The organism is Corallococcus sp. AB038B (genome assembly GCF_003668955.1).
Taxonomy (GTDB): domain Bacteria; phylum Myxococcota; class Myxococcia; order Myxococcales; family Myxococcaceae; genus Corallococcus; species Corallococcus exiguus.
In genome coordinates, this window is sequence record NZ_RAWO01000003.1 from 337,171 (window position 1) to 361,485 (window position 24,315).

The 24,315-nt window shown below is 69.4% G+C and carries 21 protein-coding genes and 1 pseudogene; 10 read left to right on the plus strand and 12 right to left on the minus strand.

What is annotated here, in order from left to right:
* Window positions 1-31: 31 nt before the first annotated feature.
* Complete coding sequence (locus tag D7Y04_RS17615) at window positions 32-1,594, minus strand: DUF4153 domain-containing protein (protein WP_147477128.1); 1,563 nt, start codon at window positions 1,592-1,594, stop codon at window positions 32-34.
* A 300-nt stretch (window positions 1,595-1,894) separates the two neighbouring features.
* On the opposite strand from D7Y04_RS17615, the gene D7Y04_RS17620 reads away from it, so the two are divergent.
* Window positions 1,895-2,896, plus strand: coding sequence for an endonuclease/exonuclease/phosphatase family protein (locus tag D7Y04_RS17620; RefSeq protein ID WP_120597903.1), 1,002 nt, complete (start codon window positions 1,895-1,897; stop codon window positions 2,894-2,896).
* 241 nt (window positions 2,897-3,137) lie between these two features.
* Entirely contained in the window at window positions 3,138-4,187 is a 1,050-nt protein-coding gene (locus D7Y04_RS17625; RefSeq protein WP_121760063.1) for a GNAT family N-acetyltransferase, read from the plus strand.
* Here the strand turns inward: D7Y04_RS17625 and D7Y04_RS17630 are convergent.
* Window positions 4,171-5,295 (minus strand): hypothetical protein, encoded by a 1,125-nt coding sequence (locus D7Y04_RS17630; RefSeq protein ID WP_121760064.1) that lies wholly within the window; start codon window positions 5,293-5,295, stop codon window positions 4,171-4,173. The two genes, D7Y04_RS17625 and D7Y04_RS17630, sit on opposite strands and share 17 nt — an antisense overlap.
* An 87-nt stretch (window positions 5,296-5,382) precedes the next feature.
* On the opposite strand from D7Y04_RS17630, the gene D7Y04_RS17635 reads away from it, so the two are divergent.
* The 3 genes from D7Y04_RS17635 (at window position 5,383) to D7Y04_RS17645 (ending at window position 8,066) form a co-directional block, all read left to right on the plus strand.
* A complete protein-coding gene (locus D7Y04_RS17635; RefSeq protein ID WP_147454902.1) occupies window positions 5,383-5,916 on the plus strand; it encodes a hypothetical protein in 534 nt (177 codons plus the stop codon).
* A gap of 84 nt (window positions 5,917-6,000) precedes the next feature.
* Window positions 6,001-7,254, plus strand: coding sequence for an APC family permease (locus tag D7Y04_RS17640; protein WP_121760252.1), 1,254 nt, complete (start codon window positions 6,001-6,003; stop codon window positions 7,252-7,254).
* Between the two features lie 128 nt (window positions 7,255-7,382).
* A complete protein-coding gene (locus tag D7Y04_RS17645) occupies window positions 7,383-8,066 on the plus strand; it encodes an abortive infection system antitoxin AbiGi family protein (protein ID WP_233601473.1) in 684 nt (227 codons plus the stop codon).
* Window positions 8,067-8,110: 44 nt separating this feature from the next.
* Here D7Y04_RS17645 and D7Y04_RS17650 read toward each other — a convergent pair whose 3' ends face one another.
* The 4 genes from D7Y04_RS17650 to D7Y04_RS17665 form a co-directional block, all read right to left on the minus strand.
* A complete protein-coding gene (locus D7Y04_RS17650) occupies window positions 8,111-8,761 on the minus strand; it encodes a macro domain-containing protein (RefSeq protein WP_121760253.1) in 651 nt (216 codons plus the stop codon).
* Between the two features lie 13 nt (window positions 8,762-8,774).
* The gene (locus D7Y04_RS17655) at window positions 8,775-9,983 is read right to left on the minus strand and encodes a tetratricopeptide repeat protein (protein ID WP_147477129.1); all 1,209 of its coding nucleotides are present in this window, start codon (window positions 9,981-9,983) and stop codon (window positions 8,775-8,777) included.
* 58 nt (window positions 9,984-10,041) lie between these two features.
* Window positions 10,042-11,427, minus strand: a complete 1,386-nt coding sequence (gene dbpA / locus D7Y04_RS17660) for an ATP-dependent RNA helicase DbpA (RefSeq protein WP_120581405.1) — start codon at window positions 11,425-11,427, stop codon at window positions 10,042-10,044.
* An 88-nt stretch (window positions 11,428-11,515) separates the two neighbouring features.
* Window positions 11,516-12,109 (minus strand): TetR/AcrR family transcriptional regulator, encoded by a 594-nt coding sequence (locus tag D7Y04_RS17665; RefSeq protein ID WP_121760067.1) that lies wholly within the window; start codon window positions 12,107-12,109, stop codon window positions 11,516-11,518.
* Between the two features lie 92 nt (window positions 12,110-12,201).
* Between D7Y04_RS17665 and D7Y04_RS17670 the strand changes: the two genes are divergently transcribed.
* Window positions 12,202-12,579 (plus strand): DUF1304 domain-containing protein, encoded by a 378-nt coding sequence (locus D7Y04_RS17670; RefSeq protein ID WP_121760068.1) that lies wholly within the window; start codon window positions 12,202-12,204, stop codon window positions 12,577-12,579.
* Here D7Y04_RS17670 and D7Y04_RS17675 read toward each other — a convergent pair whose 3' ends face one another.
* Window positions 12,580-13,077 carry an FmdE family protein gene (locus D7Y04_RS17675; RefSeq protein ID WP_121760069.1) on the minus strand — a complete coding sequence of 166 codons (498 nt, stop codon included), beginning with the start codon at window positions 13,075-13,077 and terminating at the stop codon, window positions 12,580-12,582.
* Between the two features lie 238 nt (window positions 13,078-13,315).
* Here D7Y04_RS17675 and D7Y04_RS46935 point away from each other — a divergent pair, with 238 nt between their 5' ends.
* The 4 genes from D7Y04_RS46935 to D7Y04_RS17695 all read left to right on the plus strand — a co-directional run bounded on the left by D7Y04_RS46935 (window position 13,316) and on the right by D7Y04_RS17695 (window position 19,327).
* On the plus strand, window positions 13,316-14,128 hold the full coding sequence (locus tag D7Y04_RS46935; RefSeq protein WP_121760070.1) for a hypothetical protein: 813 nt from the start codon (window positions 13,316-13,318) through the stop codon (window positions 14,126-14,128).
* Between the two features lie 47 nt (window positions 14,129-14,175).
* On the plus strand, window positions 14,176-14,691 hold the full coding sequence (locus D7Y04_RS46940; protein WP_199749699.1) for a hypothetical protein: 516 nt from the start codon (window positions 14,176-14,178) through the stop codon (window positions 14,689-14,691).
* Between the two features lie 521 nt (window positions 14,692-15,212).
* On the plus strand, window positions 15,213-18,737 hold the full coding sequence (locus D7Y04_RS17690; RefSeq protein ID WP_121760072.1) for an RHS repeat-associated core domain-containing protein: 3,525 nt from the start codon (window positions 15,213-15,215) through the stop codon (window positions 18,735-18,737).
* A 29-nt stretch (window positions 18,738-18,766) separates the two neighbouring features.
* Window positions 18,767-19,327, plus strand: coding sequence for an SMI1/KNR4 family protein (locus tag D7Y04_RS17695; protein WP_121760073.1), 561 nt, complete (start codon window positions 18,767-18,769; stop codon window positions 19,325-19,327).
* A gap of 3 nt (window positions 19,328-19,330) precedes the next feature.
* Here D7Y04_RS17695 and D7Y04_RS17700 read toward each other — a convergent pair whose 3' ends face one another.
* The 5 genes and pseudogenes from D7Y04_RS17700 to D7Y04_RS17715 form a co-directional block, all read right to left on the minus strand.
* Window positions 19,331-20,851: a WD40 repeat domain-containing protein gene (locus D7Y04_RS17700; RefSeq protein ID WP_233601474.1), complete on the minus strand. Its 1,521-nt coding sequence runs from the start codon at window positions 20,849-20,851 to the stop codon at window positions 19,331-19,333.
* A 33-nt stretch (window positions 20,852-20,884) separates the two neighbouring features.
* A pseudogene (locus D7Y04_RS46770) lies at window positions 20,885-21,358 on the minus strand (hypothetical protein); the annotation flags it as partial.
* Between the two features lie 95 nt (window positions 21,359-21,453).
* A complete protein-coding gene (locus D7Y04_RS17705) occupies window positions 21,454-23,001 on the minus strand; it encodes a caspase family protein (protein ID WP_147477131.1) in 1,548 nt (515 codons plus the stop codon).
* Entirely contained in the window at window positions 22,998-23,717 is a 720-nt protein-coding gene (locus D7Y04_RS17710) for a hypothetical protein (protein WP_121760076.1), read from the minus strand. The genes D7Y04_RS17705 and D7Y04_RS17710 overlap by 4 nt, the downstream gene beginning before the upstream one ends.
* Window positions 23,710-24,222 carry a sigma-70 family RNA polymerase sigma factor gene (locus D7Y04_RS17715; protein WP_120576415.1) on the minus strand — a complete coding sequence of 171 codons (513 nt, stop codon included), beginning with the start codon at window positions 24,220-24,222 and terminating at the stop codon, window positions 23,710-23,712. The genes D7Y04_RS17710 and D7Y04_RS17715 overlap by 8 nt, the downstream gene beginning before the upstream one ends.
* Window positions 24,223-24,315 lie beyond the last annotated feature (93 nt).

The following is a 24,315-nucleotide window of genomic DNA, read 5'->3' on the forward strand; positions in this document are numbered from 1 at the left end:
GCAGACATCGTGACAACGGACGCATTTTTTGTCAATTTGACCCGACAGGGCCGGGCGCACTCCACGCCCCTGTCCGCAGCAGCGCCCGGCGAGCGAGGAAGCGGGAGACGTTCCACTCCGGGACCGAGTCCCCCTGCTCCAGCCGCTCCTGCTGCTCCTTCAGGACGGTCGCCAGCCGCCCCTGGTACTCCACCCCGATGGTGGCTTCGACCTGGACCAGCCCCGGCACGGCGTCCGCGGACAGGTCGTGGAACATCTCGGTGTCCAACGAGCCGGTGCGTGCGTACCGCTCCAGGTTGTGGCGGACGATGAAGGCCTCCGGGTTGAGGAAGTTGAGCACGAGGACCGAGCCCAGGGCCGTGGCGAACGCGCCCACCGCGAAGCGCTCCGGCTTCCACCACAGCGTCACCGCGCGCCAGGCCAGCGCCGCGCCCAGCGCCACCATGAAGACGTGCGTGTGCACGCGCAGCAGCGTGTAGCCGAACGCGTCCTCGTACAGCGACAGACGCCGCATCGCAGAGGAGAGGATGATCAGCGTCAGCACCACCATCAACGACGTGCTCGCGCGGAAGACGGTCTGCGCCACGCGCGTCTCGCGCCGCGTCCAGCGCGTCAGGGCCATCACCAGCGCCAGCGTCAGCGAGGCCACGACCACCAGTTCGAAGAAGCCGCGCCGCGCGTACTCAGCGAAGGTGTAGCCGGAAGCGGGGGACGACGCGTCGCCGACGAACAGGTACGCCACCTGGAAGGCCGCGAAGACGAAGAACAGCGCGTTCACGGCGAAGATGAGCGTGAGCGCCTCGATGAGCCCCAGTCGCGGCGTGGCGGACGACACCTCCGCGTCCCCCAGCTCCTTCGTGGCGCGGCGGCGCAGCGCATGCCCCAGCACGCCCGCCGCGACGCTCGCGCCGAACGCCACGCCGAGGCCGCGCGACATCAGCGTGCCCAGGTCCATGTCGAACGACAGGAGCCGCTGCATGGTGGAGGAGAAGATTCCGTCCGCGGACTCCAGCAGCAGCCCGAACACGAACAGCACCGGCAGCGCCAGCAGCAGGCCTCGCGTCAGCGCCCCCAGGAGGCGCGAGTGGGTCTTGAGCCCCCGCATGTCCACGCTGTCCCGGACAAGCACCGGCGGGTAGAGCAGGCTCTGCGCGGCGGAGCCGAAGAAGACGACGATGTAGTCGGTGAGCCCCAGCCGCTCCACGCGGCCCGCGGCCCAGAAGTGCGACAGCATCATCAGGAGCACGGCCGCGGTCATCACGTTGAGCGGCAGGAGCCAGGAGCTGTCCCGCACCGCAACGAAGACGCTGACCAGCCCCAGCGGCGCCAGCAGCCACGCATTGGGCCGAGCGCGCTGCCAGCCTTCACGTCCGCCCAGCCACGCGAGCGCGCCCACCAGGACCGCCACCAGCAACGGGAAGCCCAGGCCCCAGCGCGCCCTTTCGAGCAGGACCTCCGCGAGCAGACCCACGGTCAGCGACGCCGCCAGCGTCCGGCGGGGGGCGCGCACCCAGGGCAGCAGCGGCCGGGCCGGGGCCGCGACGGAGGGAGCGGGAGAAGGAGGAAGCGGAGACAGGGGAACGGACGGGTTCATGGCGTCGGCACCTCGCGGGCGCGTCGGCACCCGGAACAACGCCAGGATGCTCACGCCCGGCGGCACGGCTGGGGACCTCGGGGGCGAGCGGTCGCGGAGCCACTCTGAACGGCGCTGGCCCTCCCGTGGCCGGTCGGCACGGCCCGGGCCTGGAGCGACGGCCCATTCCCACCCGGGGTCCGCATCACAGGGACCGGGAGTCCGCGCCCTGGACGAAGCCGCGAGCCGCGCCGCGTCGACGGACACTCCGGGCCGGTCCGCGCGGCGTCCGGGAAGGCCCGATGTTAGGTTGCCGCCCCGATGTCACCCCCGCCGCGGCGCCCCTTCCGCTTCCGTCCCCGCTCGACCCTGGCCCTGTGGGGCCTGGTGCTCGCCTTCGCGGGCTGTGACGGCTCCTCTTCCCAAAACCTGCCGGTTCCAGACGCGGGAGCCTGCGTCCAGGGCAACTGCCCGCAGCCCGACAGCGGAACGCCGGTGGATCCGTCCGGCACCCGCGTGCGCATCGCGGCGTTCAACGTGCATCGCCTCTTCGACACCGTCTGCGACACGGGCTCCTGCGGCGGCACCAACTACGAGGAACTGCCCACGCCGGAGCAGTTCGAGGCGCAGGTGGGCCAGCTCGGCCCGGCCATCACCGCGCTCAACGCGGACATCGTGATGCTGGAAGAGGTCGAAACGCAGAACTCGCTGGATGGGCTGCTGACGAAGGTCCCGCAGTTCCCCCACTCGCACCTCGGGGAGACCTACACCAAGGCCTCCGTGGACGTGGCGGTCCTCTCGCGCCACGCCATCACGGAAGTGCGCAGCCACCGGAACCAATACATCTACAGGCCAGATGGCTCCGCCACCCGCTTCTCGCGCGACCTGCTCGAGGTCCACGTGGACGTGGACGGCACGCGGGTCATCGTCTTCGCGGCGCACTTCCGCTCCAAGGTGGACGACGATCCAGGCCGCCGCATGGCGGAGGCCAATGCCGCGCGGGAGATCCTCCTCGCATCGGCGAAGGAGTTCCCTGACGCGATGATCGTGCTCGGCGGAGACCTCAACGACATCCCCGGCTCGGAGCCCATCAACGCCCTGGACCAGGCCCTGCTGCGCGTCGCGAAGGACCGGCCGGACAACGAGACCTGGACTTATTTCTATTCCGGCAGGGGCCAGGCCATCGACCACCTCTACCTCGCGCCCAACGGGGGCGGCGTCTATGTACCGGGCTCCTTCCGAGTGGCCCGCGGGCCCACCGGCGGCTACGGCGGCTCCGACCACGGCGCGGTGTACGCGGACTTCGCGCTCACCCCTCCCTGACGCGCGCGGGACGGCGAGCCCCGCACACTCCCCCGCCCTGTCAGCGCGGTGCCTGTGGACCACCGCACGCGGAAGGCCTCGCATTGACGGGGCAATGACAGCCAGGGAGGAGCCGGGCTCGGCGGCCGATTTCCCGCCCGGCCCCCCTCCCTACCTTCCATGCCATGAAAGCAAGCTCATGGCGCATGCGTGCGACACGCCACCCTCGGGCGCTCTGGCATCCCGTCCTGGAGGGCAGGTCATGATTGAGGTGCGCACCTTCGAAGGTGACGCCTCCGAGGCGTCCTGGTTCCTCAACCGCGTCTGGCAATCCACCTACGGCAAGACAGCCCCGCTCCCCGTCTGGGACTCGCGCTTCTGCGACTGGCGGCTGTTCCGCGGCGGCCAGGCGCCACGCGACTACCTGCTGGCGGCGTACGAGGGAAAGACGCTGGTGGGCACCCTCTTCGCGGAGCCCGCGAGGCTGCGCCTGGGACGCATGGAAGTGGACGGCAGCTATGGACTGCGAGCCACCGTCACCAACTCCCATCGAGGACAGGGCATTGGCGCGAAGCTCGCGCACGAACTGCTCCGGCGACACGAGGACCGGGCAGCGCGGCTCACCCTGGGCTTCACGACCACGGAGCCCCGCCCGCCGGGCTTCTGGCGGCGCACGTGGAACACGCGCCTCTTCGGGGGCCTGGGGATGTGGATGTATGCCTTTGACGCGCGAGCGCTCGCCCGCTGGTCCTTCACGGACAACGAGCGGAGGCTGTTCACCCTGGCGCAGCCCTTCCTGCGGCACCGCTTCAGGGAGGCGGACCGTCAGGGCATCCGCCCCTACCAGCCGGCGGACCTGAACCGCTGCACAGCGCTGGTCCACGACATGCTGCGCCCGGTGACACTGGGCTACACGTACACGACCGAGCAACTGGCGGCCCAGCTCCAGTACCGCGACGTGCCCCGCACCTTCGTGCTGGAGCAGGACGGCGAGGTGCGCGGGCTGGTGAGCTCCCACAGCCTGTTGATGACGGGCGTGGGAGAGCTCACCGCGGAGGTGGTGGACCTGATGGCCTTCCACGCCTCCGTGTCCACCGAGGACCGGCAGCGGCTGCTCCAGTTGGCCATGCAGGACATGGAGCAACGGGGCGTGGCGTTCGCGGGCATGTTGCGCGGGCCCGGCACTTCCGCGTGTCTGTTGTTGCGCTCGGGCTGGGTGCCGATGCCTCGCCGCGCGAAGGTGACGTGTCTGATGCCCACCTGCGACCTGGACCTGCCCGAGGACCCGTGCGTCTTCACGCACCTGCGCTGACGCGCGAGCCCTGCACCTTGCGGAACAGCCACACGGCAAGGCTGGCCACGGTCCGCACGCCCCGGCCCGCGCAGACGCACAGCGCGGGAATGACGAGCAGCAGGTACTGCGGCCACTTGGTGTTCCACAGCAGCAGGAACACCAGGCCCACGACGGCGGCCCATGCCCACACGGGCCGCTCGCGCCACGTCCGGGGCAGGCCCAGCACCGCCAGCGGCAACAGCGCCCGCGCGTTGAAGTGCGTGAGGTAGATGCCCGGGTCGGAGCCCGACAGCCACGTGTCCATGAGGAACACGAGCGGCTGGTACCAGGGCAGCCCAGCGCGGCGCACGTGCTCGTTGTGGGAGTAGTTCCAGTGGAAGGTGATGGACTCCCACAGCGATGCGAACGGAGACGTCCACAGGGCAGGGTTCGCCAGGATGAACACCGCCGCCGTGGACACGATGATGGCGGCCCACGGGCGCCACCGCGTGCGCGCGCCCGATATCAGGAACGGCAGGAACGTGAGCCCGCCCACCAGGCCATACGGATACTTCCCCGCCGCGGCGAGCCCCAGCAGCGCACCGGACACCGCCATCCATCCCGGCGCGAAGCCCATTCGCCGGGCGCGTTCGAACGCGAGCAGCGCGAGCACCGCGAGCAGCCCCGGCACCGCCTCCAGGTACGCCTGGGACGTGTACTTCGTGTGGTACGGGTCCCACGCGAGCAGGAGCGCGCCCAACGGATCCACGAGGGCGACGAGCCCCACCTGGAGCACCCCGGCCACCGCGGACAGGCCTCGCGTCACGTTGAACGCCGGGCGCGCGGCGTCCGGGATGGGCCGGCCCATGGGGACGTCCCGCCAGTCCGGCTCCGGCGCGCCCGACACGCGCACGGCTTCGGCGAAGAGCAGCTTCACCAGCGGCGGGTGTTCGAAGTTCTCCCGGAGCGAGCCGATGTCGCCCCAGCGGCCCTCATCCAGCATCCCGGCATAGGTGAAGGCGATGGGCAGGTAGACCGCCTCGTCGAAGTCCTGGCCCAGCCGTTCGACTGCTCGGGAGCGCTGCCAGACGGCGACCACGATGGCGACGAGTGCGACGAGGAGGGCCAGCAGGCGCGTGCGGGACACGCGGCACGGATATCACGAACGTGCGGCCCGCCGAGCAGCCGGGGCATGGCCCTGGTGACGCGCGGCCCGACGCCCCAGCTTTGGAGCATGAGACTCGCTCGCATCCTCACCGTTGCCGCCCTGCTCGCGGGCGGATCCGCCATGGCGAAGAAGAACGACACCGTGGAGCTGCGGACGCCCCGGACGACCGTGCGTGCGAACGTCGACGCGCAGGGCCTCCAGGGTCCGGACCTGAAGCTCCAGCTGTCGGACAACGCGCTGAAGGGCCAGGCCTTCCAGCGCCCCGTGGACCTGAAGCTGTCGGAGCGGCGCATTGAGGGCACGGTGGGGGAGAAACCCGTGGACCTCACCGTGGCCGAGCGTCCGGACGTGGTGGAGATGATGGGCACCTTCGCGGGCGAGCCCTCGTCGCTGACGCTCAGCCCGGACGCGCTGATGGGGTCGGTGGGGCCGTGCGGCTACAACCTCATCATCGAACGGGACCGCAAGCACTACAGGGGCACGCGAGCCTGCGGCAACCTGCGTGAGAACGACGTGTTCGTCTCCATCCCGAAGTCCCTGGAGCGGGAGTCCGCGACCGGGCGCATGGCGGCGCTGAGCGTGCTGCTCGCGCATCCGTGAGCACGGCGATGGTGCGCGGGGCCCGGGTGTAGTGAAGTCCACGCCGTGTCCACCCTTCCCTCCGGCGTCGCGCCCGAGCGCACCATCGGGCCGTTCCAACTGCTGGCCCTGGGCGTCAACGGCATCGTGGGCGTCGGCATCTTCTTCGCACCCGCGGAGGTCGCGGCGCAGGCGCCCGGCCTGGGCGCGGTGTGGGCCTTCGCGCTGACGGGGCTGGCGCTGGTGCCCGTGGCGTTCGCGTTCGCGGTGCTCGGCCGGCGGTTCGACTCGGATGGCGGGCCCGTGGTGTTCGCGAGGGCGGCGTTCGGCGAACGCGTGTCGTTCCTCGTCGGATGGGTGGCCTACGTCAGCGCCTTCCTGAGCACGTCCGCGGTGATGGCGGGCCTCGCGCGGGCGGTGGCGCCGTCATTGGGCCTGGGCGGGCCCATGGGCGAGCGGCTGCTGGCCTCCGCGCTGGTGACGGGATTGGCGGCGCTGGTGGCGTCGGGCATCCGAGTATCGGCGAGGACCTGGACGGCGCTCACGGTGCTGAAGCTCGTGCCGCTGGCGGTGCTGCTGGGTGCGTTCTTCTTCCTGCCGGACAGGGATGTGCCGCCACCGCTGCCCGCCACGGGAGCGTCCTGGCTGAAGGCGGGCCTGACGGTGATGTTCGCCTACCAGGGCTTTGAAATCGTCCCGGTCATCGCCGGGCAGGTGCGCGCATCCGAGCGCACGGTGCCCATGGCGACGGTGGGCTCGCTGCTGCTGGCGATGCTGCTGTACGTGGGGCTCGTGTGGGCGTGCGTCGCGGCGCTGCCGGACCTGGCGCGGGCGGGGGCCCCGCTGGCACAGGCGGCGGGGGTGTGGGGCGGCGCAGGGCTGGAGCGGCTGGTGGGCGCGGGCACGAGCGTGTCCGCGCTGGGCATCTGCGTGGGGATGATGGTGACGACGCCGCGTTACCTGTCCGCGCTGGCCTCCGGTGAGCGTTCGCTGTTCGGGCTGGAGCGCATGTCCGCGTCGGGCGTGCCTATGCGCGCGTTGGCGGCGACGTGGGCGCTGGTGCTGGGGTTCGTGAACCTGGGGGACCTGTCGGAGCTCTTCGCGCTCTCCGCCATCGCGGTGCTGATGCAATTCGGTGTCACGGCGGCGGCGCTCGCGGTGCTGTCGCTGCGGCGGGAGCGGAACCTGCGGCCCGTGCACGCGCTGCTGGCGATACCCACGCTGGTGTTGGGGCTGACGCTGGTGGCCTTCGGCGCGAGCGCGCGGGAGGCGGCGGTGGCGTCAGTAGCGGTGCTCGCGGGGCTGGCCTTGATGCGCCTGTCGCGGCCGAGGGAGCCAGCGACCGTCCGCATGCCCTGACGCCTTCGCACGTCAGGAGAGCGGGCAGGCCTTGGGACAACCCGGCACGTTGTGTTGCGAAGGAGGGACCGGGCCGGAAGACTCGCGAGGCGATGCTCGGGTATCAGGCGAATGCGCAGTGGCGGGACATGTCTGACTTCGTGGTGCACTTCACGAAGCCGGGGCCCCCGTACCACGACGCCTACCAGAACATGATGAGCATCCTGGGAGCGCGCACGCTCATCCCGGGCGCGGAGGGGTTTGGCATCGCGCGGCGGGAAGCGGTGGTGGCGGACCGGCACCGCTCGGTGTGCTTCAGCGAGATTCCGTTGGATCAACTCGCGAGGCTGGTGCAGCGCCGGAGTCTGTACGGCATCGCCTTCCGGAAGAGCTTCATCCTGTCGCAGGGAGGAGGCCCTGTCTGGTACGTGCAGTACGGCTCCCCGGCGCACCTGGCGATAAAGCACCAGTTGGACCAGGCCCTGTCGGCGAAGGAGCCCCAGAAGGAGCCCGTGTGGGCGGTGACGCCCTTCGTGGACATCCAAGGTGACGCGCACAACGCGCCCTACAGCTACCGCTTCGACTGGGAGCGGGAGTGGCGCGTCCCAGGCCTCATGCGCTTCACGGAGTACGACGTCGCGGCGCTCTTCCTCCCGGAAGAGGTTCACACCGTGGCGAGGGACTTCTTCGCCTGGGCCGTGCGCGAGCGCGCGGGTCCGGGCTACTTCTGCCCGGTGTTGGACCCCGGGTGGAAGGCGGAGCAGATCATGGAGGCACTGGCGAAGCACACGCAGGCGCCGGTCGCGATGGAGCGCAAGAGCGCGCCGGGGTGACAACTCCTAATGAGCTACTAATTCCGCGAGAAATTAGTAGTTCCTCATCGTTCCTGCGCAACGCGGAGCCGGAAGTCGTCCTCGGCGGCCTGGCGCAACGAATGGGGAATGGCGGGCTTGCCCATGACCGTGCGCACCCAGGCCTCCTTCATCTGTCGTGCGCAGCGCTCCGGCGGCATCCGTCCCACGGCAGTGCCCAGGCCCGGGCAGAGCATCGACCGGATGGGGGTCTTCGCCGTAGCGTTGTGGGCGAGCACGGCGCGTAACGCGGCACGGAACGCGAGGTAGGCATTCACCGTGTCGCTGACGTCCGCGGGCACGCGCATCGTTGGCGCGCTGATGCACCACGGAATCTCTTCGCGTCCCGTGGGCACCAGCACCGCCTGCCCCACGGGTAGCTCGCCGCCGTGCTCCTTCGCCAACAGCTCCCGCAGCCGCTCCTGGACCTGGGGGCCCAGCTGGTAGGTATAGACGGCGTCGATGCCTCCATCCATGAAACCGAAGCTGTTCGCCGGACTGACCACTGCGTCCGCGCGCACATCGATGGGATCCGAAGCGGACACCGTGCCCGCGCGCTCCGAGAAGATGTCTCCCTGTGAGACGATGACACCCGGAACGCCGTCGAACTCGCGACGCCAGGCCTCCACCAGTGCACGTCCCAGGTCTCGCAGATGAAGCTGAAGCGCAGGCGTCATGGTGGGACGCATTCTACTCCCGAGTGAAGCGGGTGCCCGACACGGGCTTCACCTTGCCTCGCAGGACGGCCACCGCCAGCGCGCGCGTATCCTCGTAGGAGGGCTCGCCGTCGAAGAAGGCGAAGGTCAGGTGTGAGTTGTCGCTTTCGTAGGCATCGAAGTGGAACAGCCGCTCCTTGGAGCCGGGCGGCCTCGCGGAATTGGTGAACTCATACGAGCCCAGGCTCAGTCGCCATTCGTGGGACGTGCCATCCGGCCGCGCCGGCTCCATATGGAAGACGTATCGGACGGCCCAGTCACCTTCGAGCTTGAAGTACTCGGCCACCATCACCTTCTCGGTGCCCTCCTGGAACTGCTCCCGGACGAAGAAGGGGCTGTCCACCTTGCCCTCGTCGTTGAGCTTCAGCAGCCTCGCGCGCGCGGCGTCGCGCTCTGGAAACTGCTTCAAAGCGGCATGCTCTTGCACCAGCTTCGCGAGCGTGCGCCAGTCCTCGGGCATGGCCATGGCAGCGGACTGGAAGTGCGCCAAGGCCCGCGGATGATCCCCTTGGTTCTGGAACGCCTGACCGATGTTGTACTGAGTCATCGGATCGCGCGGTTCCTCCGGCGTCGCCCTCGCCAGCCATTGGAGCGCCTCCGCGTCCTTGCCCTGCTCCAGGAGCAGCAGGCCGAGATGCCCCGCTGCCAGGGCGCTGTCCGGCTCCACCGCCAGCGCCTGCGTGAGCGCACTCCGGGCCTTGTCCGGGTCCTCCGACATCAAGGTCTCGCCCAGCACGGCATGGTACTTCGCTGTCAGGGGCGCCAGCTCCGTCGTACGCGTCAGCTCCGCGATGGCCCCCCGCACATCGCCGGCGGTTCGGAGGTAGTGCGCCTTGAGGTAGTGGTACTCCGCGACATCGGGCGCCAATGACAGAGCCCGGTCGAACTCCCGCCCCGCCTCCGCGTCACGGATCAGGTAGTAATACACACGCCCCAGCAGGTAATGCAGGTGCGCGTTCGCAGGGTCCTTCTGGACGGCGGGCTCCAGCTCCTGTTGGATCCGGACGAAGCCCTGTTGCTGGGCGGGCCCCGCGGGCGAAAACCGAATCGCATCCAGCTGTTTCTCCCACTCTGTCGCGGCGGGTGTCCGGGCCACCTGGACGGCATCGGGAGCGACGGGCGCGGCGGTCCTGCACGCCACGCTCAAGGTCAACAACGCCAGACACACAAGGTTTCGGGGCATGCGAGCAATCTCTCACGCCCCTCCCAGCATCATTCATCACGGTTCCATCATGAGACAATCACCGCACGCGCTCGATGCGGTGTTTGCGGCCCTTGATTCGGCCTTCGCTCAGCCGCTGGAACGCGACCTTCACCACGCGCTTGGACACAGCGACGAAGGCGTGATGGTCGTGGATTTCAATCTTGCCCACGTCCTCCGCCTTCAGCCCGCCCGCCTCGCCAGTGAGCGCGCCCAGGATGTCTCCGGGCCGCATCTTGTCCTTGCGCCCCGCGGAGATAGACAGCGTCTCCCAGCCGGACATGAGCGACACGCCCGGTACGTTCTCCGGCACCAGCGCGTCCACGTCGCCCTTCTCCAGCTTCACGCCCGTCGTCCCTTCGATGTCCTCCACCTTGCGGCTGTCCGAACGCGTCACCAGTGACAGCGCCAGCCCGCGACGGCCCGCGCGCCCCGTGCGGCCGATGCGATGCACGTACGCTTCCGGCTGCTGCGGCAATTCGTAGTTCACCACCGCGTCCAGCGCCTCCACGTCGATGCCTCGGCCCGCCACGTCCGTGGCCACCAGCACGCGCGTGCTGTGATTGCGGAACTTCGCCATCACCCGGTCCCGGTCGAACTGCTCCAGATCGCCCTGCAATCCGTCCGCGCTCACGCCCGCCTGCACCAGCGCTCGCGTCAACTCCACCACCACCGCCTTGAAGTTGCAGAACACGATGGCGGAGGCCGGCTGGTGCTGGCGCAACAGCCGCAACAGCAACGTCTGCTTCTCCTCCGGCGTGCACGCGTACCCGACCTGCTGGATGTCCGGCGCGGCCTCCTCCTGCGCCAGCGACACCCGCACGGGGTCCTTCTGGAACGCGCGGCTCAGCTTCTCGATGTCGTCCGGGAACGTCGCGGAGAAGAGCACCGTCTGCCGCTTCGAGGGCGTCGCGCCGAGCACCCGCTCCATGTCCTCCCGGAAGCCCATGTCCAGCATCCGGTCGGCTTCATCCAGCACCACCGTGGCCAGGTGCCGCGTGTCCAGCACCTCGCGGTCCAGCAGGTCAATGATGCGCCCGGGCGTCCCCACGCCGATGTGCGCGCCCTTCTCCAGCGCCTCCACCTGCGGCCGGATGGGCTGCCCTCCCGCGAGCGCCAGCACCTGCACGCCCGGCATGCGTCGCGCGAGCCTGCGAATCTCTCCCGCCACCTGCGCGCACAGCTCGCGCGTGGGGCAGAGCACCAGCGCCTGGAGCCGGCGGTCCTGCGTGAGCTTCACCTTCTGCAGGATGGGCAGCGCGAACGCCGCCGTCTTCCCGCTGCCCGTGCGCGCCTGACCCACCAGGTCTTTTCCCTGCAACAGCACCGGGATGCTCTGTGCCTGGATGGGGGTGGCGGTCTTGAACTCCAGCTCCTCCAGCACCTGGAGCAGCGGGGGTGACAGCGAGAGCGCGGAGAATTCCATCGGAGCCTCGGGGGACGGAGGCACGGGGCGCCTCGGGAGATCGCGCCCTTGTACCAGCCTTCCCACGCCGGACAAGCCCGGCGCCCCCCTACCCCGCCCAGCCCGCCACCTCGCTCGCCGTCGCCTGGGCCAGCTTCGACGCGGCCGCCGGGTCCACGCGCGCCGTGACGAGCACCCCGATGACCGCGCCCAGCAGCAGCTCCACCCGGCGCGCCACCGTCTTGCGCGGCAGGACACCCGCCCGGGCCGCGCCCTCCAGGGACCGCGTCAGGTGGCCTCTCAGGAGCGCCCGGTAGTCCTCCACGGCCTGCTTTGCCTCCGCGTCATGCGGGCCCAGCTCCGTCGCCGTGTTCACCAGCAGGCAGCCCCGTCGGGTCAGCGCTGGCGGCGCGGTGGCCATGGTCGCCGCGAGCGACTCGAAGTACTCCGTCACCTGCGCGAGGCCCGGCGCGTCCTTCGCGAAGACACCCAGGCGGGGCCCGATGACCTCCTGGAGGTACAGCGAGATGGTCCGCGCGAACAGCCCGCGCTTGCTGTCGAACGTCTGGTACAGGCTGGAGCGGTTCAGCCCCGTCGCGGCCTCCAGGTCGGACAGCGACGTCGCCTCGTAGCCGCGCGACCAGAACACCCCCAACGCCGCCCGCACCGCCTCTGTCTCGTCGAACGCCCGCGTCCGCGCCACGTCACCCTCCTTGACAATTCTGAACTGACCGTTTCAATATGAATTCGGAACTGACTGGTTCAGAATATCCCAACCCCGGAGGGGGAGTCATCATGTCGCCACTGGCACAGGTCTTCGCGGTCATCGCCGCGCTCATCCACGTGTTGTTCTTCGTGATGGAGAGCATCGTCTTCTCGCAGCCGAAGGTGTGGAAGCGCTTCGGGCTGAAGTCGCAGGCGGACGCGGACGTGGTGAAGCCGATGGCGCTCAACCAGGGCTTCTACAACCTGTTCCTCGCCGTGGGCGTGCTGGTGGGCGTGGCGCTGGTGCACTCGGGCGCAGTGGCGTCGGGCGTGGCTGCGGTGGTGTTCGGCTGCGGGTGCATGCTGGCGGCGGCGGTGGTGCTGGTGAGCAGCAACCGGAAGTTCCTCCTGGCCAGCCTCGTCCAGGGCGGGCTGCCGGCGCTGGCCATCTCGCTCGTCGTCTTCTGATCAAGGCGTAACGGTCTCGAAGACGTCGGCGTCTGGCAAGGTGAGGACGGCCCGGCCTGCTTCGCCCAGCTTCTCGCGCGGGACGTCCCGGAAGCGCTGCACGAAGCTGGCGGACGGGCGGAGCGTGAGGGACTGGCCGGTGTCGCGGTTGCGGAACGTGGTCGCGACGTCCTCCGGCGAAGGTGTGGTCTCCAGCGACAGGTTGAGCTTGCCCAGGCTGGCGCCAGTGGCCGCCGCCGCTCCGTCCGCGACGCAGGTGTACTGGACCTTCGCCGGACTGTGATGGATGACCTCCAGCTTGAAGCTGCCGCGGGGCAGGCGCAGCTGCTGGAGCGCGTAATCGCCCATCCGGTAGCCCGCGACCGCCCACGGTCCCGCGCCACCATGCACCAGCGCCACCCGTTCCAGCGCGTCTGGTTCAGCGGTGGGCTTCGCGCCCGCGCAGCCCAGGATGAGGCCCAGCGTGACGGTGAGCAGGAAGTGGCGGCGCGGGGTCATGGGTGGCTCCGATGAAAGACAGGCGAGGCGTGTTCTACCTGGAAGCATCCGCCGCTGACGACTGACCGGTCTGGGGTGTCAGGGCTGGATGGCAGAGTTGCCTCCAACGCAATACCTCCTTTGGGACCGCCACGCGATGGCACGACCCGGGCAGGCTTGCGTCACATCCCGGGGGGAACATCCAGGTGACACTGGGCGTGATCCGCTTTCGTGGACAGGCTGACGATGCCGCTGCCCGTTGTACCTGACGCCCGTGCGCGCCGAAGAGGAGGGCCGGTGGGCGCTGCCGGACCATGAGTTTGGTTTGGACGTGGTCGCCCTCATTGGGCCGTTGCGCTACCACGAGCATCGCAGCGTCCCGGAAATCCACGTGGCGCTGCGCGCCCGCGGCGTCCCCATTTCTGAGCGCAGCGTCACCAACCAGCTCGACCGGTACGACGAGTTGCTGTCGCTGCGAATGACAGACAGCCAGCGACTCCGGAACGTAGCGCGCCAGCAGGGCCGGGTGGTGCTGGCCCTGGACGGACTGCAGCCGGAAGTGGGCCACGAGGTGCTGTGGGTGGTGCGCGACTGCCTTTCCGGCGAGGTGCTGGCGGCCCGAAGTCTGCTGGGGAGCGGCAAGGAGGAGTTGGCTCCGCTTCTGCGGCAGGTGAAAGAGGAGCTGCAGGTGCCCATTGCCGGAGTCGGCTCCGACGGCCAGCGCTCCATCCGCAACACGGTTGCCTCGGTGCTGCCCGGCGTGCCCCACCAACTCTGCCATTTCCACTACCTGCGCGAAGCAGCACGGCCCCTCTACGAGGCGGACCGGCACGCCAAGAAGTTGCTGAAGCGTCACGTGCGCGGAGTGCGGAAGATTGAGCGTGCCGTCGAGGGGCGCCAGGATGCGCAGGCCCAGGCCGTCCGCGGCTACTGCGCCGCGGTGCGCAGCGCGCTCACGGATGACAGACGTCCTCCTTTGAAGCCCTCGGGGCTGGAGCTGCGCCGGCGCTTGCGAGCCATTGAAGTGAGTCTGGGCCGGTCGGAAAAAGGGGGGCGTGCCCCCCGGAGTTGAGACGGCTTCGGCTGCTATTGCAACGCGGCCTGAAGCAGACGGCCCGAATGTGGCCACCGCTGGAGAAAGCCTGGCGCTGGGGCGAGCGAGTCGCCGAAATCCTCACCAACGCCGTCGGCCAGATGGGCTGTCACGTCAAGAGGCGCATGCGTGGCCTCGTCAGTGCGCTGGCACGCACCGTGCGACGCACCCGCTCGCCCCACCGCGCAGCCCTGGCGCATTTCCTCCTGGAGACGCGTCGCTACTGGCCAGGACTCTTGCACTGCTACGACGTGCCCGGCCTGCCTCGTACGGACAATGCCCTCGAGCACCTGTTTGGCAGCTGTCGTTACCATGAGCGCCGCGCCACGGGACGACGTCGCGGCAGCGAGGGGCTGGTGGTCCGTGGCCAGGTGAGGGGGGTCGCCGCGGTGGCCACGCGTCTGGCTCCCGCTACCAACGTGGTACTGGCTCCCAAGAATGTGGCCGCATGGCAGAGCCTGCGCGCCGGTACGGGCGCGCTCGACGAGGGCAGCGCGCTCACGGCTACGTGCCCCTGGGCCGTCGTCAACTCGTCACCATGATAGGGGATCTGACTCTCGAAGGAGTGGGGCCAGTCCTGACTTTTGAGGGCGCGACCAACAGTGACCGCTTCGAAACCTACGTCCGTGAGGGGCTTCTACCCATCCTCAAGCCTCACGACGTGGTGGTCATGCTGGCTGAAGGTAAAGACGCGCATGCGGGCCATTGGCGCCCGCACGCACATGGCCCTCCGCGAAGCCATGCGAGAGGCGCTCGCAACCGTGCGGCCACAGGAAGCAGCGGCTTGGTTCGCTTACTGCGGCTACCCACCTCAATCGCCGTGATCACCGTTGCAGGCGAAATCCGACGAGCCATTCATTTGAGATGACCTTCTTCCTGTCCAGGCTCCTCATGCGATATGAAAGGCGTCTAGGAAGAATCTCGACTTCCGGGGGGAGGCGACGTGTCGGACTCAGACGACGTGCTGCGCCACGTCCAGGAGTCTGCGCAGGTGGCGAAAGGCGCCAGCCAGGCGGTGATGGGCGCGCTCCAGGCGAAGGCGTCCCGCGAAAGAGGTTGAGTCATGACACAGCGAGTCTCGGTCGGGCACCCGATTGATGTCGTGACCGGGGTGTTGTTTCACGAGATGACGGACCGGGTTCTACGCGGTCGCGTGAATGTCTCCTTCGGCCGGCGCTACAGCACGGCCATGCTCCCCGAATCGGGCGGCATGCTGGGCCCCGGGTGGTTCTCTCCCTATGAGATGAAGATCCGCCGCGATCTCGAGGGCTACCGCATGCTCTCCCGCGAGGGAGAGAGCGAGTACACCTTTGATGACCGCCAGGGCGTCCTCGCCCAGGGACACGCCGTCCGCAACCCCGGCGCCTTCATGGAGCTGCGGCGCGAGGAAGCGCAGCTCGTCGTCACGGCCTGGACGCCGGACGGCCAGAGCGTGGTGCGGTACCTCTTCCGCGACAGGACGGATGGCAGGTGGTCCCCCCTGGTGAGCGTGCAGGACGTCACGGGCCAGGGCGTGGACGTGGAGCATGATGGCCGAGGGCGCATCGCCGCGCTCCGGGAGCGGCGCAGCCGGCGAGCCTTTTATCTCGCGTACAACGGCACGGGGAGGCTGGCGGCTCTCCATCAAGACGCCTCGCGTTCCGCGGCGCCCCTCGTTCGCTATCGCTACGTCGACGGTCGGCTGACGGAGGTCATCGACGGCGCCGGCTTCACGAGCGCCTATGCGTATGACTCCGCGGGACGGATGGTCCGCGAGGTGACTCGCACCGGCGCGGTGTGGACGTTCAGGTTCGACGCCCGGGGGCGCTGCTCCCAGGCGCGTGGACAGGACGGCTTCGACGAGAAGACGCTCGAGTACCTGCCCGCGAAGCGCATGACCCGGGTCACGGACAGCCGCGGCGCGACGTGGACCTATGAGTACTCGGCTGCCGGGCAGGTGGAGCGGACCATCACCCCGTTGGGCCGGGTGTGGGCCTCCCGGTTCGACGACCTGGGGCGACAGGTGAGCATCGCCGAGCCCGGCGGCGCCGTCCGCGCCTTCGAGTATGACGAGGCCAGTCACTTTCGTGCCGTCACGGGACCCGAGGGCAAGTCGCTGTATGCCTTCAATGCCCACCACCAACTCGTGCGCTTCACCGATGCGATGGGAGGTGTGTGGCAGCGGAAGTACAGCCGCGAGGCGAGGCTCGAGGCCATCCTCAACCCGTTGGGCCACCGCTGGACGTTCTCGTGGGACGAGCGAGGGGATCTCGTCCAGCTCGATTATCCGGATGGGGGACGGCGCCGCTTCACGCACGATGTGAACGGCGACGTGCTGAGGGAGTCCGGCGTCATGTCCGGGCCGTGGACCTATACCTACGGCTCCTTGGGCGAGCTGCTCGACTCCCTCACTCCGCTGGGGGACGTCACGCGGCGCGAGTATGACGCGCGCGGGCTGCTCGTCTCCGTGCTGCACCCCGACGAGCGTCGAACCCGTTTCGAGTACGACGCGGGAGGGTTGTTGCTGCGCGCCGTCCGTCCGGATGGCTCCATCTTCGTCTACCGACGCTCCGGGTGCAGCAGACGGCTCACCCAGTTCAGCCATGGCGCCCAGGTGCTCCGCTACCAGTGGAGCCAGGAGCCCTCGCTCCTGACCGAGGTCATCAATGCCGCTGGCGAGCGCCACTCCTTCGAATATGACGAGGACGGACGCCTGTCCCGGGAAGTCACCGCCGACGGTCGGGAGGTGCTCTATGCCTACGACGCAGGCGGCAACCTCTCGGAGCGCACGGAGGCGGGACGGACGACGCGCTTCGCCCATGACCTGCTCGGGCTGCCGACGCAGGTCACCTACGCCGACGGCGCCACGGTCGACATCGCCCATGATGCGCTGGGCCGGCTGACCCACGTCGCGGACGCGCAGGTCGAGCTGACGTACGAGCGGGATGCCCTGGGCCGCAAGCTCGTCGAGAAGTCGAATGACTTCGTGGTGGAGCGCACGTTCGACCCGATGGGGCGGGTGCTCGACCGGAAGACGAGCCTGGGCCATGACACCCGCTACGACTACGACCGCGACGGGCGCCTTTCCGCGATGGCCGTGGGTGGGCAGCAGATCCACTTCAAGCGGGATGGGATGGGTCGAGAGACCTCCCGGGTGCTCCCCGGTGGCGCACAGGTGCGGAGCGCCTATGACACCCAGCACCGGCCCATCCGCAAGGAGGTGCTGCTCGCCGGAGGCTCCGTTCCCAGCGTGGACCGCCGCAGCCAGTACGACATGATGGGGCGGCCCACCCGCGTCATCGACAATCGATGGGGCACGTCGGAGTATTCGTACGACGCGGCAGGCTGGCTCACGTCCTTCTCCGATGCGGAGGGGCGGGAGCAGTACGTGCGCGATGGCGCGGGGCACCTCGTCCGGGTCGAGACCTCCGAGGCGGCGCCGCCGGGCAGACTCACGAAGACGGTGCCGCCGCACAAGGACGAGCGGGAGCTCGCCGCGGGAGGACGCCTGCTCGCGCAGGACGGCCTCTCCTATGCGTATGACGCCTGGGGGCGAGTCACCCAGCTGACGGACCGGAGCTCTCTCTCCGTGCAGGCCGCCTGGCGTTACACCTGGGACACCCGTGGCCGCCTGGAGTCGGTGACTCACCCGGACGGTGCTGTCTGGCGCTACACCTACGACCCCTTCAACCGACGGCTCTCCAAGGAGGGCCCCCAGGGCCAGACGCGCTTCCACTGGGATGGCGACGTGCTCGTCCACGCCCAGCGGGACTCGGAGCTCACCACCTGGGACTTCCTCCCCAACGCGCATGAGCTGGTCTCCCAGCAGGACAAAGGGTCCACGCTCTTCGCGGTGACGGACCACCTGGGCGTCCCTCAGGAACTCGTCACCGAAGAGGGCCGGGTCGGCTGGGCCAGCAAGCTGGCCCCCTTTGGTACTCCTCGTCACGAGGATGCGCCTCTCGCCGAGTGTCCGCTCCGCTATCCGGGGCAGTGGGCGGATGCGGAGAGCGGCCTCTCGTACAACCGCCACCGGTACTACGCGCCCTGGGCGGCACAGTACCTCTCTCCGGATCCGCTCCAGCTCTTCGATGACCCCAACGGGGCCTACGGATACTCCACCAATCCGCTCCAGTGGACGGACCCGCTGGGCCTCATCAACGTCACGTACGACGCCTACGACACGGTTCGGGATCGGCCCGGCGGCGTCTACGCGGAGATCTCTCCCTCGGACATCGGCACGGGGTCGCATGCGACGTATACGCCGACCGGCTTCAACAACGCGCACCCGGACCACCACGAGCGCGGCCACCTGATTGGCCGTCAGCTGGGCGGCGATGGCACGGACTGCCGTAACATCGCCATCCTCACCTCGGGCACCAACAGCCCGTTGATGCGGGACATCGAGACGCGGATCCGCAATCACATCGAGACGACGGGCAACCCCGTCAACCTGCTGGTCGTGCCCCATTACGACGGGGACTCCAACATCCCCACGCACCTCACCTACGTCGCCGAGGACGCGGTGACCAAGGCCATCCTCCACGAAGACCCCATCCCCAATGGCCAGCACAAGAAGAGCTACAATGGCGGGGCATGCACCCACTGAGGTCCAGTGGCACGCAGGGGAGATGACGGATGCTCGGCGCCACGCAGTTGCCTGTCCTGGAGGTGAAGGGGCCTCAGCGGTTCACCGCTCCAGAGGAACTCCTCGACGCGGCCGAGAAGGCGCTTGGGGTGACGCTGCCCGGCTCCTATCGTGAGTTCGCGAAGCGCTACGGGTTTGGCGAGGTGGGCGGCATGTTCACCGTCCATGTGCCGGTGCCTGCCGGCGCCCAGCCCGGCTGCGCGGGACTGGTGGGCCTCTCCCGGGAGCTTGCGGGAGAGCTGGTCGAGGACGTGGACCGGCAGGCCCTGGACCTCCGCCCGGACGGCACACCCGGATTGGTGCGACGGCTCGTTCCATTCGGGACGAGCAGCAACGGGGATGTGATGGCGTGGGACCCGGCCGCGGCGAGCGGCCCGGGCGAGCTGTGGATCTACCTGGTGTCACCACGCTCGGGCGGAGTGTGGCGGGCCGCTCCCAACATGGCCGTGTTCCTCGCCAAGGCGCGCGAGCCCGGGCTGGGGGGAATGATGGACCGGATGAGGACCCGGCTTCCCGCGACCTTCGTGCCCCGGCCCTTCACGGCCGGGTGAGCTTCACTCGCTCCACGAGACGAAGAGCACCTCGCCCGAGTCCAACCCCACGGCGATGACACCCTCGGCGGACGCCACGAGGGTGCGAGGGACGGCGCCTGGCTTCCAACTGCCTCTCGCGTTGCTGCTCTCGAGGTCCCACTTGCGCAGCGTGCCATCCTCCGAAGCGGAGAAGAGGGTGCGTCCGTCCGGCAGCAGGGCGAGCGCGTGCACGGCCCCGGTATGCCCTTCGAGGGATTGGAGACAGTCACCGCTGTCCACGTCCCAGACTGCCACGACCTTGTCCATGCTGCCGGAGACGACTCGGCGGCCATCCGGGTGAGCCACCACCGTCAGGACGATGTCCGTGTGTCCCTCGAGGACACGCAGACACTCGCCGGTGTCCAGTCTCCAGACCCGAAGCGTCATGTCCGCGCTCGCGGAGACGGCGCGCCGACGGTCTTGCAGTGGGGCCAGGGCCATCACCGCCTGTCCATGGCCCTCCAGTGTCCGCAGGCATGTGCCCTGTTCGAGGCTCCAGTGCTTCACCAGCTTGTCTCGCCCACCGGAGAGTGCCTCGTGTCCACCCGCCAGCGCCGCGACGGCGAGCGTTCCCCGGGCGTGGCCCTCGAGCTGTCCGAGCAGGCGGTGTGGCTCCAGCGCCCAGAGGTCGACGGGCCCGTCATTCCTTCCGGAAAGGACGCGGCCTGCCTCGGGAAGGGCGCTGATCGCCTGGACGCTCCCGGGAGGCGAAGGGAGCTTCTGGACGCATGAGCCCGAGGCCAGGGCCCACACGCGCCAGTTCTCGGCGTCTCCACTCACCAGGCGCTGTCCATCCGGAGCGAGTGTGAGCAGTCGGACCGGCAGCCTGTGCCGAGGGGACGGCTCGTGGATGACCGTGGCCGTGTTCCAGAGCCGGAGCGTCCGGTCGAAGCTGCCGGAGAGGACATGACGACCGTCCGGGAGAAAGGCCACGGCGGAGACGGCCAGCCGGTGGGCCTCCGCGAGGCTTCCTTCCCCTGATGAGGGCGGGGCGTAGGTCGCCTTGTTGGCGCCCGTCTCCACATCCCACAGCCGGACCGCGTCATCCTCGCCGCCCGAGACGACCTCGCGACCATCCGGTGAGAGGGCGAGGGTCAGGGCTGGATACCCATGGTGCCCCAGCAGCCTCCAGGCACCTGTCTCCAGATCCAGGACGCGGAGGGAGCCGTCGGTGCACGCGACCATGGCCCGTCGCCCGTCGGGGTGGAGTTCCGCCGAGACCACCTCGGAGTCAGGGCCGTCGAAGATGGTGGCCAGCTCATCGCTCTCCAACGAGTGGATGCGCACCGTGTTGTCATAGCCCCACGTCACGAGTCGACTCCCATCCCGGGAGATGGCGACGCAGGTGACGGGTGCCTCGTGGCTCCGGAGTGTCCGCGGGGAGTCTCCGGTGTCGAGCGTGCTCAGCTCCACGCGCTCGTCATACCCCCAGCTGATGAGCCGCTGGCCGTCGGGATGCAGCCGCACGCCGCGCAGCGTGGGCCAGGTCGAGCGGCGCTCCAAGATGCACTCCCCCGTCCTCGAGTTCCACAGCCGGAGCATTCCGTCTCGGCCGGCAGAGACCATGTGCTCCCCGTCCTCATGCAGCGCGACGTCTTGCACGCCTCCCGTATGCCCGGAGAACACGCGCACGCAGCGCCCTGTCTCGAGCTCCCACTGCCGGAGCGTTCCATCCAGGCTCGCGGAGACGGCGTGCCGACCGTCACGCCCCACTGCCACGGCCTCCACGCGGTCGGTATGGCCCGTCAGGGCTCTCACCAGAGGACTTCCGGAGCGTCTCGACGGATCCTGGAACAGACGGATGGGCTGCGAGGAGGGCGAGGACATAGTGAGCACAGCTATATCGCACCGCTCCTGGTCAGGGGCCTGGCTCGGGCCGACCGCGTTCGGGCCATGACTCCAGTTGGGCATGATCCGCTTGAGTGGACACCAAGGTCTTCTACAACCAGCAACGCATGCACTCGGCAATTGGTTACGCTGCGCCGGCCGAGTTCGAACGGGCAGCGGCATCGTCAACCTGTCCACGAAAGCGGATCACGCCCAGAGATTGAACTCAACGAGCAGCCCGGCCTCGTGCCAGCAAACAGGGCTTCTTCAACAGCCTGCTAGAGCGCGTAGCCGACCATCAGTGACGCGGAGGCCCTGGGCACCAGCGCCGTGCCGGAGTCCCGCTTCGCCATGACGCCTCCGGCGGAGGCACTCAGGAGCATCGACAGGCGGCTTCGCACATCCAGCCGCACGCCCCCGGTGACGAACCCCAATGGCTCCAGCCCGAAGCGCGCAGCTTCGTCCGGGATGCGCGACTGGAAGACGGCCAGTACCCCGGCCTCCAGCGCACCGCTGAACGTCCAGGCTCCGAGCTTCCAGTGCGGCCCCGCGCCCAGCCTCAGCTCCAGCTCTGTCTGCTGGAAGCTCACCCTGCTTCCCGTCCCCCTCCGCACCGCGAGCCCCAGGCCCGAGGTGTCCACACCGGTGAACAGCGGCCCTTCGCGCACCAGGCGTACGTCCAGGCCCGCGAGCGACGACAGGCCCGACACGATGCCCGACGTCAGCGATGGTCCTACGGCGACCAGCAGCGCCGACCCTGCCCCACCCTTTCGCGCGAGCCTCATCCTCGCGGCCTGCTCCAGGGGCTCGCCTCCCACCGACACGGATCCGTCGAGCGGCACCCTCACCGACCGCTCCAGGTATCCGTCCTCCGCTCGCAGCAGCAGCCGGTACGCACCGGGCGCCACGGCCAGCGTCGTGGGGCCCTCGCCCTTCTCCAGCTCCGCCACCAGCGCGCCACTCTCCGACGCCATGACGAGCCAGCGGCCCGGGGCCTTCACGTCGAGCGTCAGGCGGCCTCGCGCCCGCTGGGGCTCGGAGAGGATCAACTCTCCGCGGCCGCTCAGGTCCATGCGGAACGTGGGACGCTGCATGCCTCCCGGTGAGACGAGCGTGGACTCCAGCGTCCTCGCGTAGGCGTAGCGGTAGGCCTCCTCCAGCGTGACACGTCCATCTCGCGAAGCATCGGCCGCGCCGCGCAGGCCCACCGCCAGGTGGTGCGTGAAGAAGGAGCCCTGCAACGCATCCGACTCCTGCGCGTACTCATCCGCGCCAGACGCGCTGATGACGACCCGGCCCTCCAGGTCCGAGGCCTCCATCGTGATGGGCACGGCCACCGGCTTCAGGCCCTTCAATCGCGTGGCGACACCGGAGCGGCACGAGTCCAGGATGAGCAATCCCACGCCCACCGGCGCGCCCTTGAGGAAGTCCACCAGCTCGCGCATCGGCAACTCGGTGCCGCGCAGGTGCAGGCTTCCGTCGCCCGCGTGCGACGACACGTAGAGCAGGAGCCAGTCCCTCGGCGAGGCTTCCACGGCCAGCCGCGCCCGGAAGCGCGCCAGGGCTTCGCGCAGCTTCGCGGCATCCGTGCCCAGCAGCGTCATCGTGCGCTCTGGCGGCACGGTGCCCACTTCCTGGAGCACCTCGCGCATCCGCTGCGCGTCCGTCTCCGCGAAGCGCAGCCGCTCCTCGCTGGCCAGGCCCTGGTTCTCCCCTACGACCAGCGCCCAGCGGCGCGGCGCCTCCTCGGCAGTGCTTCGGAGCGGGCCCATCACCGTGAGCAGCACCGCGCACACCCGAACGCCCAGGCCCAACGCGCGACTCACGGCACGACCCTCAGCAGCGTGCGCGCCTGCGCCTTCCCGATGGTCTCCGGCGTCGCCACCTCCAGCGGGCCCTGCCCCTTCCCGCGCGCTTCGGCGACACGCGACGTGAGCGCCTCGCGCGCCTGAGCCACGTCCTGCGGCGCATCCGAGAAGAACGCATGCAACGCCACCGACCCCGGCGTCACTTCCAACGCGGGGGACAACCGGACCTCCGCCCCTGGCTCCACCGTGCCGCTCGTCTGCCCGTCCCTCGGCCAGAGCGGATCCACCGCGCCTGCTTCATCCACCGCGAGCACCAGCACGTTCCGGTACGGCCCCGTGCCCACCGCCAGCGTCACCTGCTCGCCGGGCTTCGCGTCCTGCACCGGCGTGCCCTGCACGGACAGCAGCCGCAACGCCACGGTCCCCTTCAGCCGCACTCCGTCCTCCGCGCCTCGCGGCACGTAGACGACCATCGCGAGTCCCACCGCCAGCGCGGTCACCAGCGGCACGCCCCAGCTCCACCAGGGTCTCGCGTTCCGGGCGCGCTTCTCCTCCAGCCTCGCCAGCACCGCCTTCGCGCGGGGCTGCGCCAGGCTCGACGCGCGCGCCTGCCGCATCCGCTCGGCGATCATCCCGCAGGCCGGGCAGGCGGCCACGTGCCGCTCCGCGCGCCCCGAGGCATCCAGTCCCGACAGCCACTCGTCCAACTCCAGCCGTGTCAGGTGCTCAGCCACGCTCCGCCTCCAACGCTTCCGGCAGCCGCCCCAGCTCCGCCGCCTTCTTCCGGATGGAGTCCAGGTCGCGGACGATGGTCTTTCGCGACACGTCCAGCATCCCGGCGATCTCCTCCTGGGTCAGCCCGTCGAAGAAGTGCAGCGTGGCCACTTCCAGCTCGCGCTCGCCCATCCGCCCCACGAGGTGCCGGATGAAGTCCGCGGCCTCCCACTGGCTGGGCGTGAGCGCAGCGGCCTCCGGCGCCTCCAGGAGCACCGGCTCCCGCAGCTGACGCGAGCGCAGCGCGTTGAGGCACAGGTTGGTGGTGACGCGGTACACGTACGTCATGGGACGGGCCTCCCGTCGGAACCGCGCGCCAGCCGTCAACATGCGCTCGAAGACCTCCTGGACGATGTCCCAGGCGTCGGCATCGCGTCCCAGCAGCGCGAGCGCGCGACGGTGCACCACGGGCGCGAAGCGCTCGTAGAGCTCCCTGAGCTCCTCCGCACCGAGCCCGCTCGCCATCCGATGGGTCCGACCTTCCTTTTCGTCCTTGAGACACCCGGCCCCGGCGGCCTGGGACATCGCATCGCATCCGCGATGGGCTGTGGGATACTA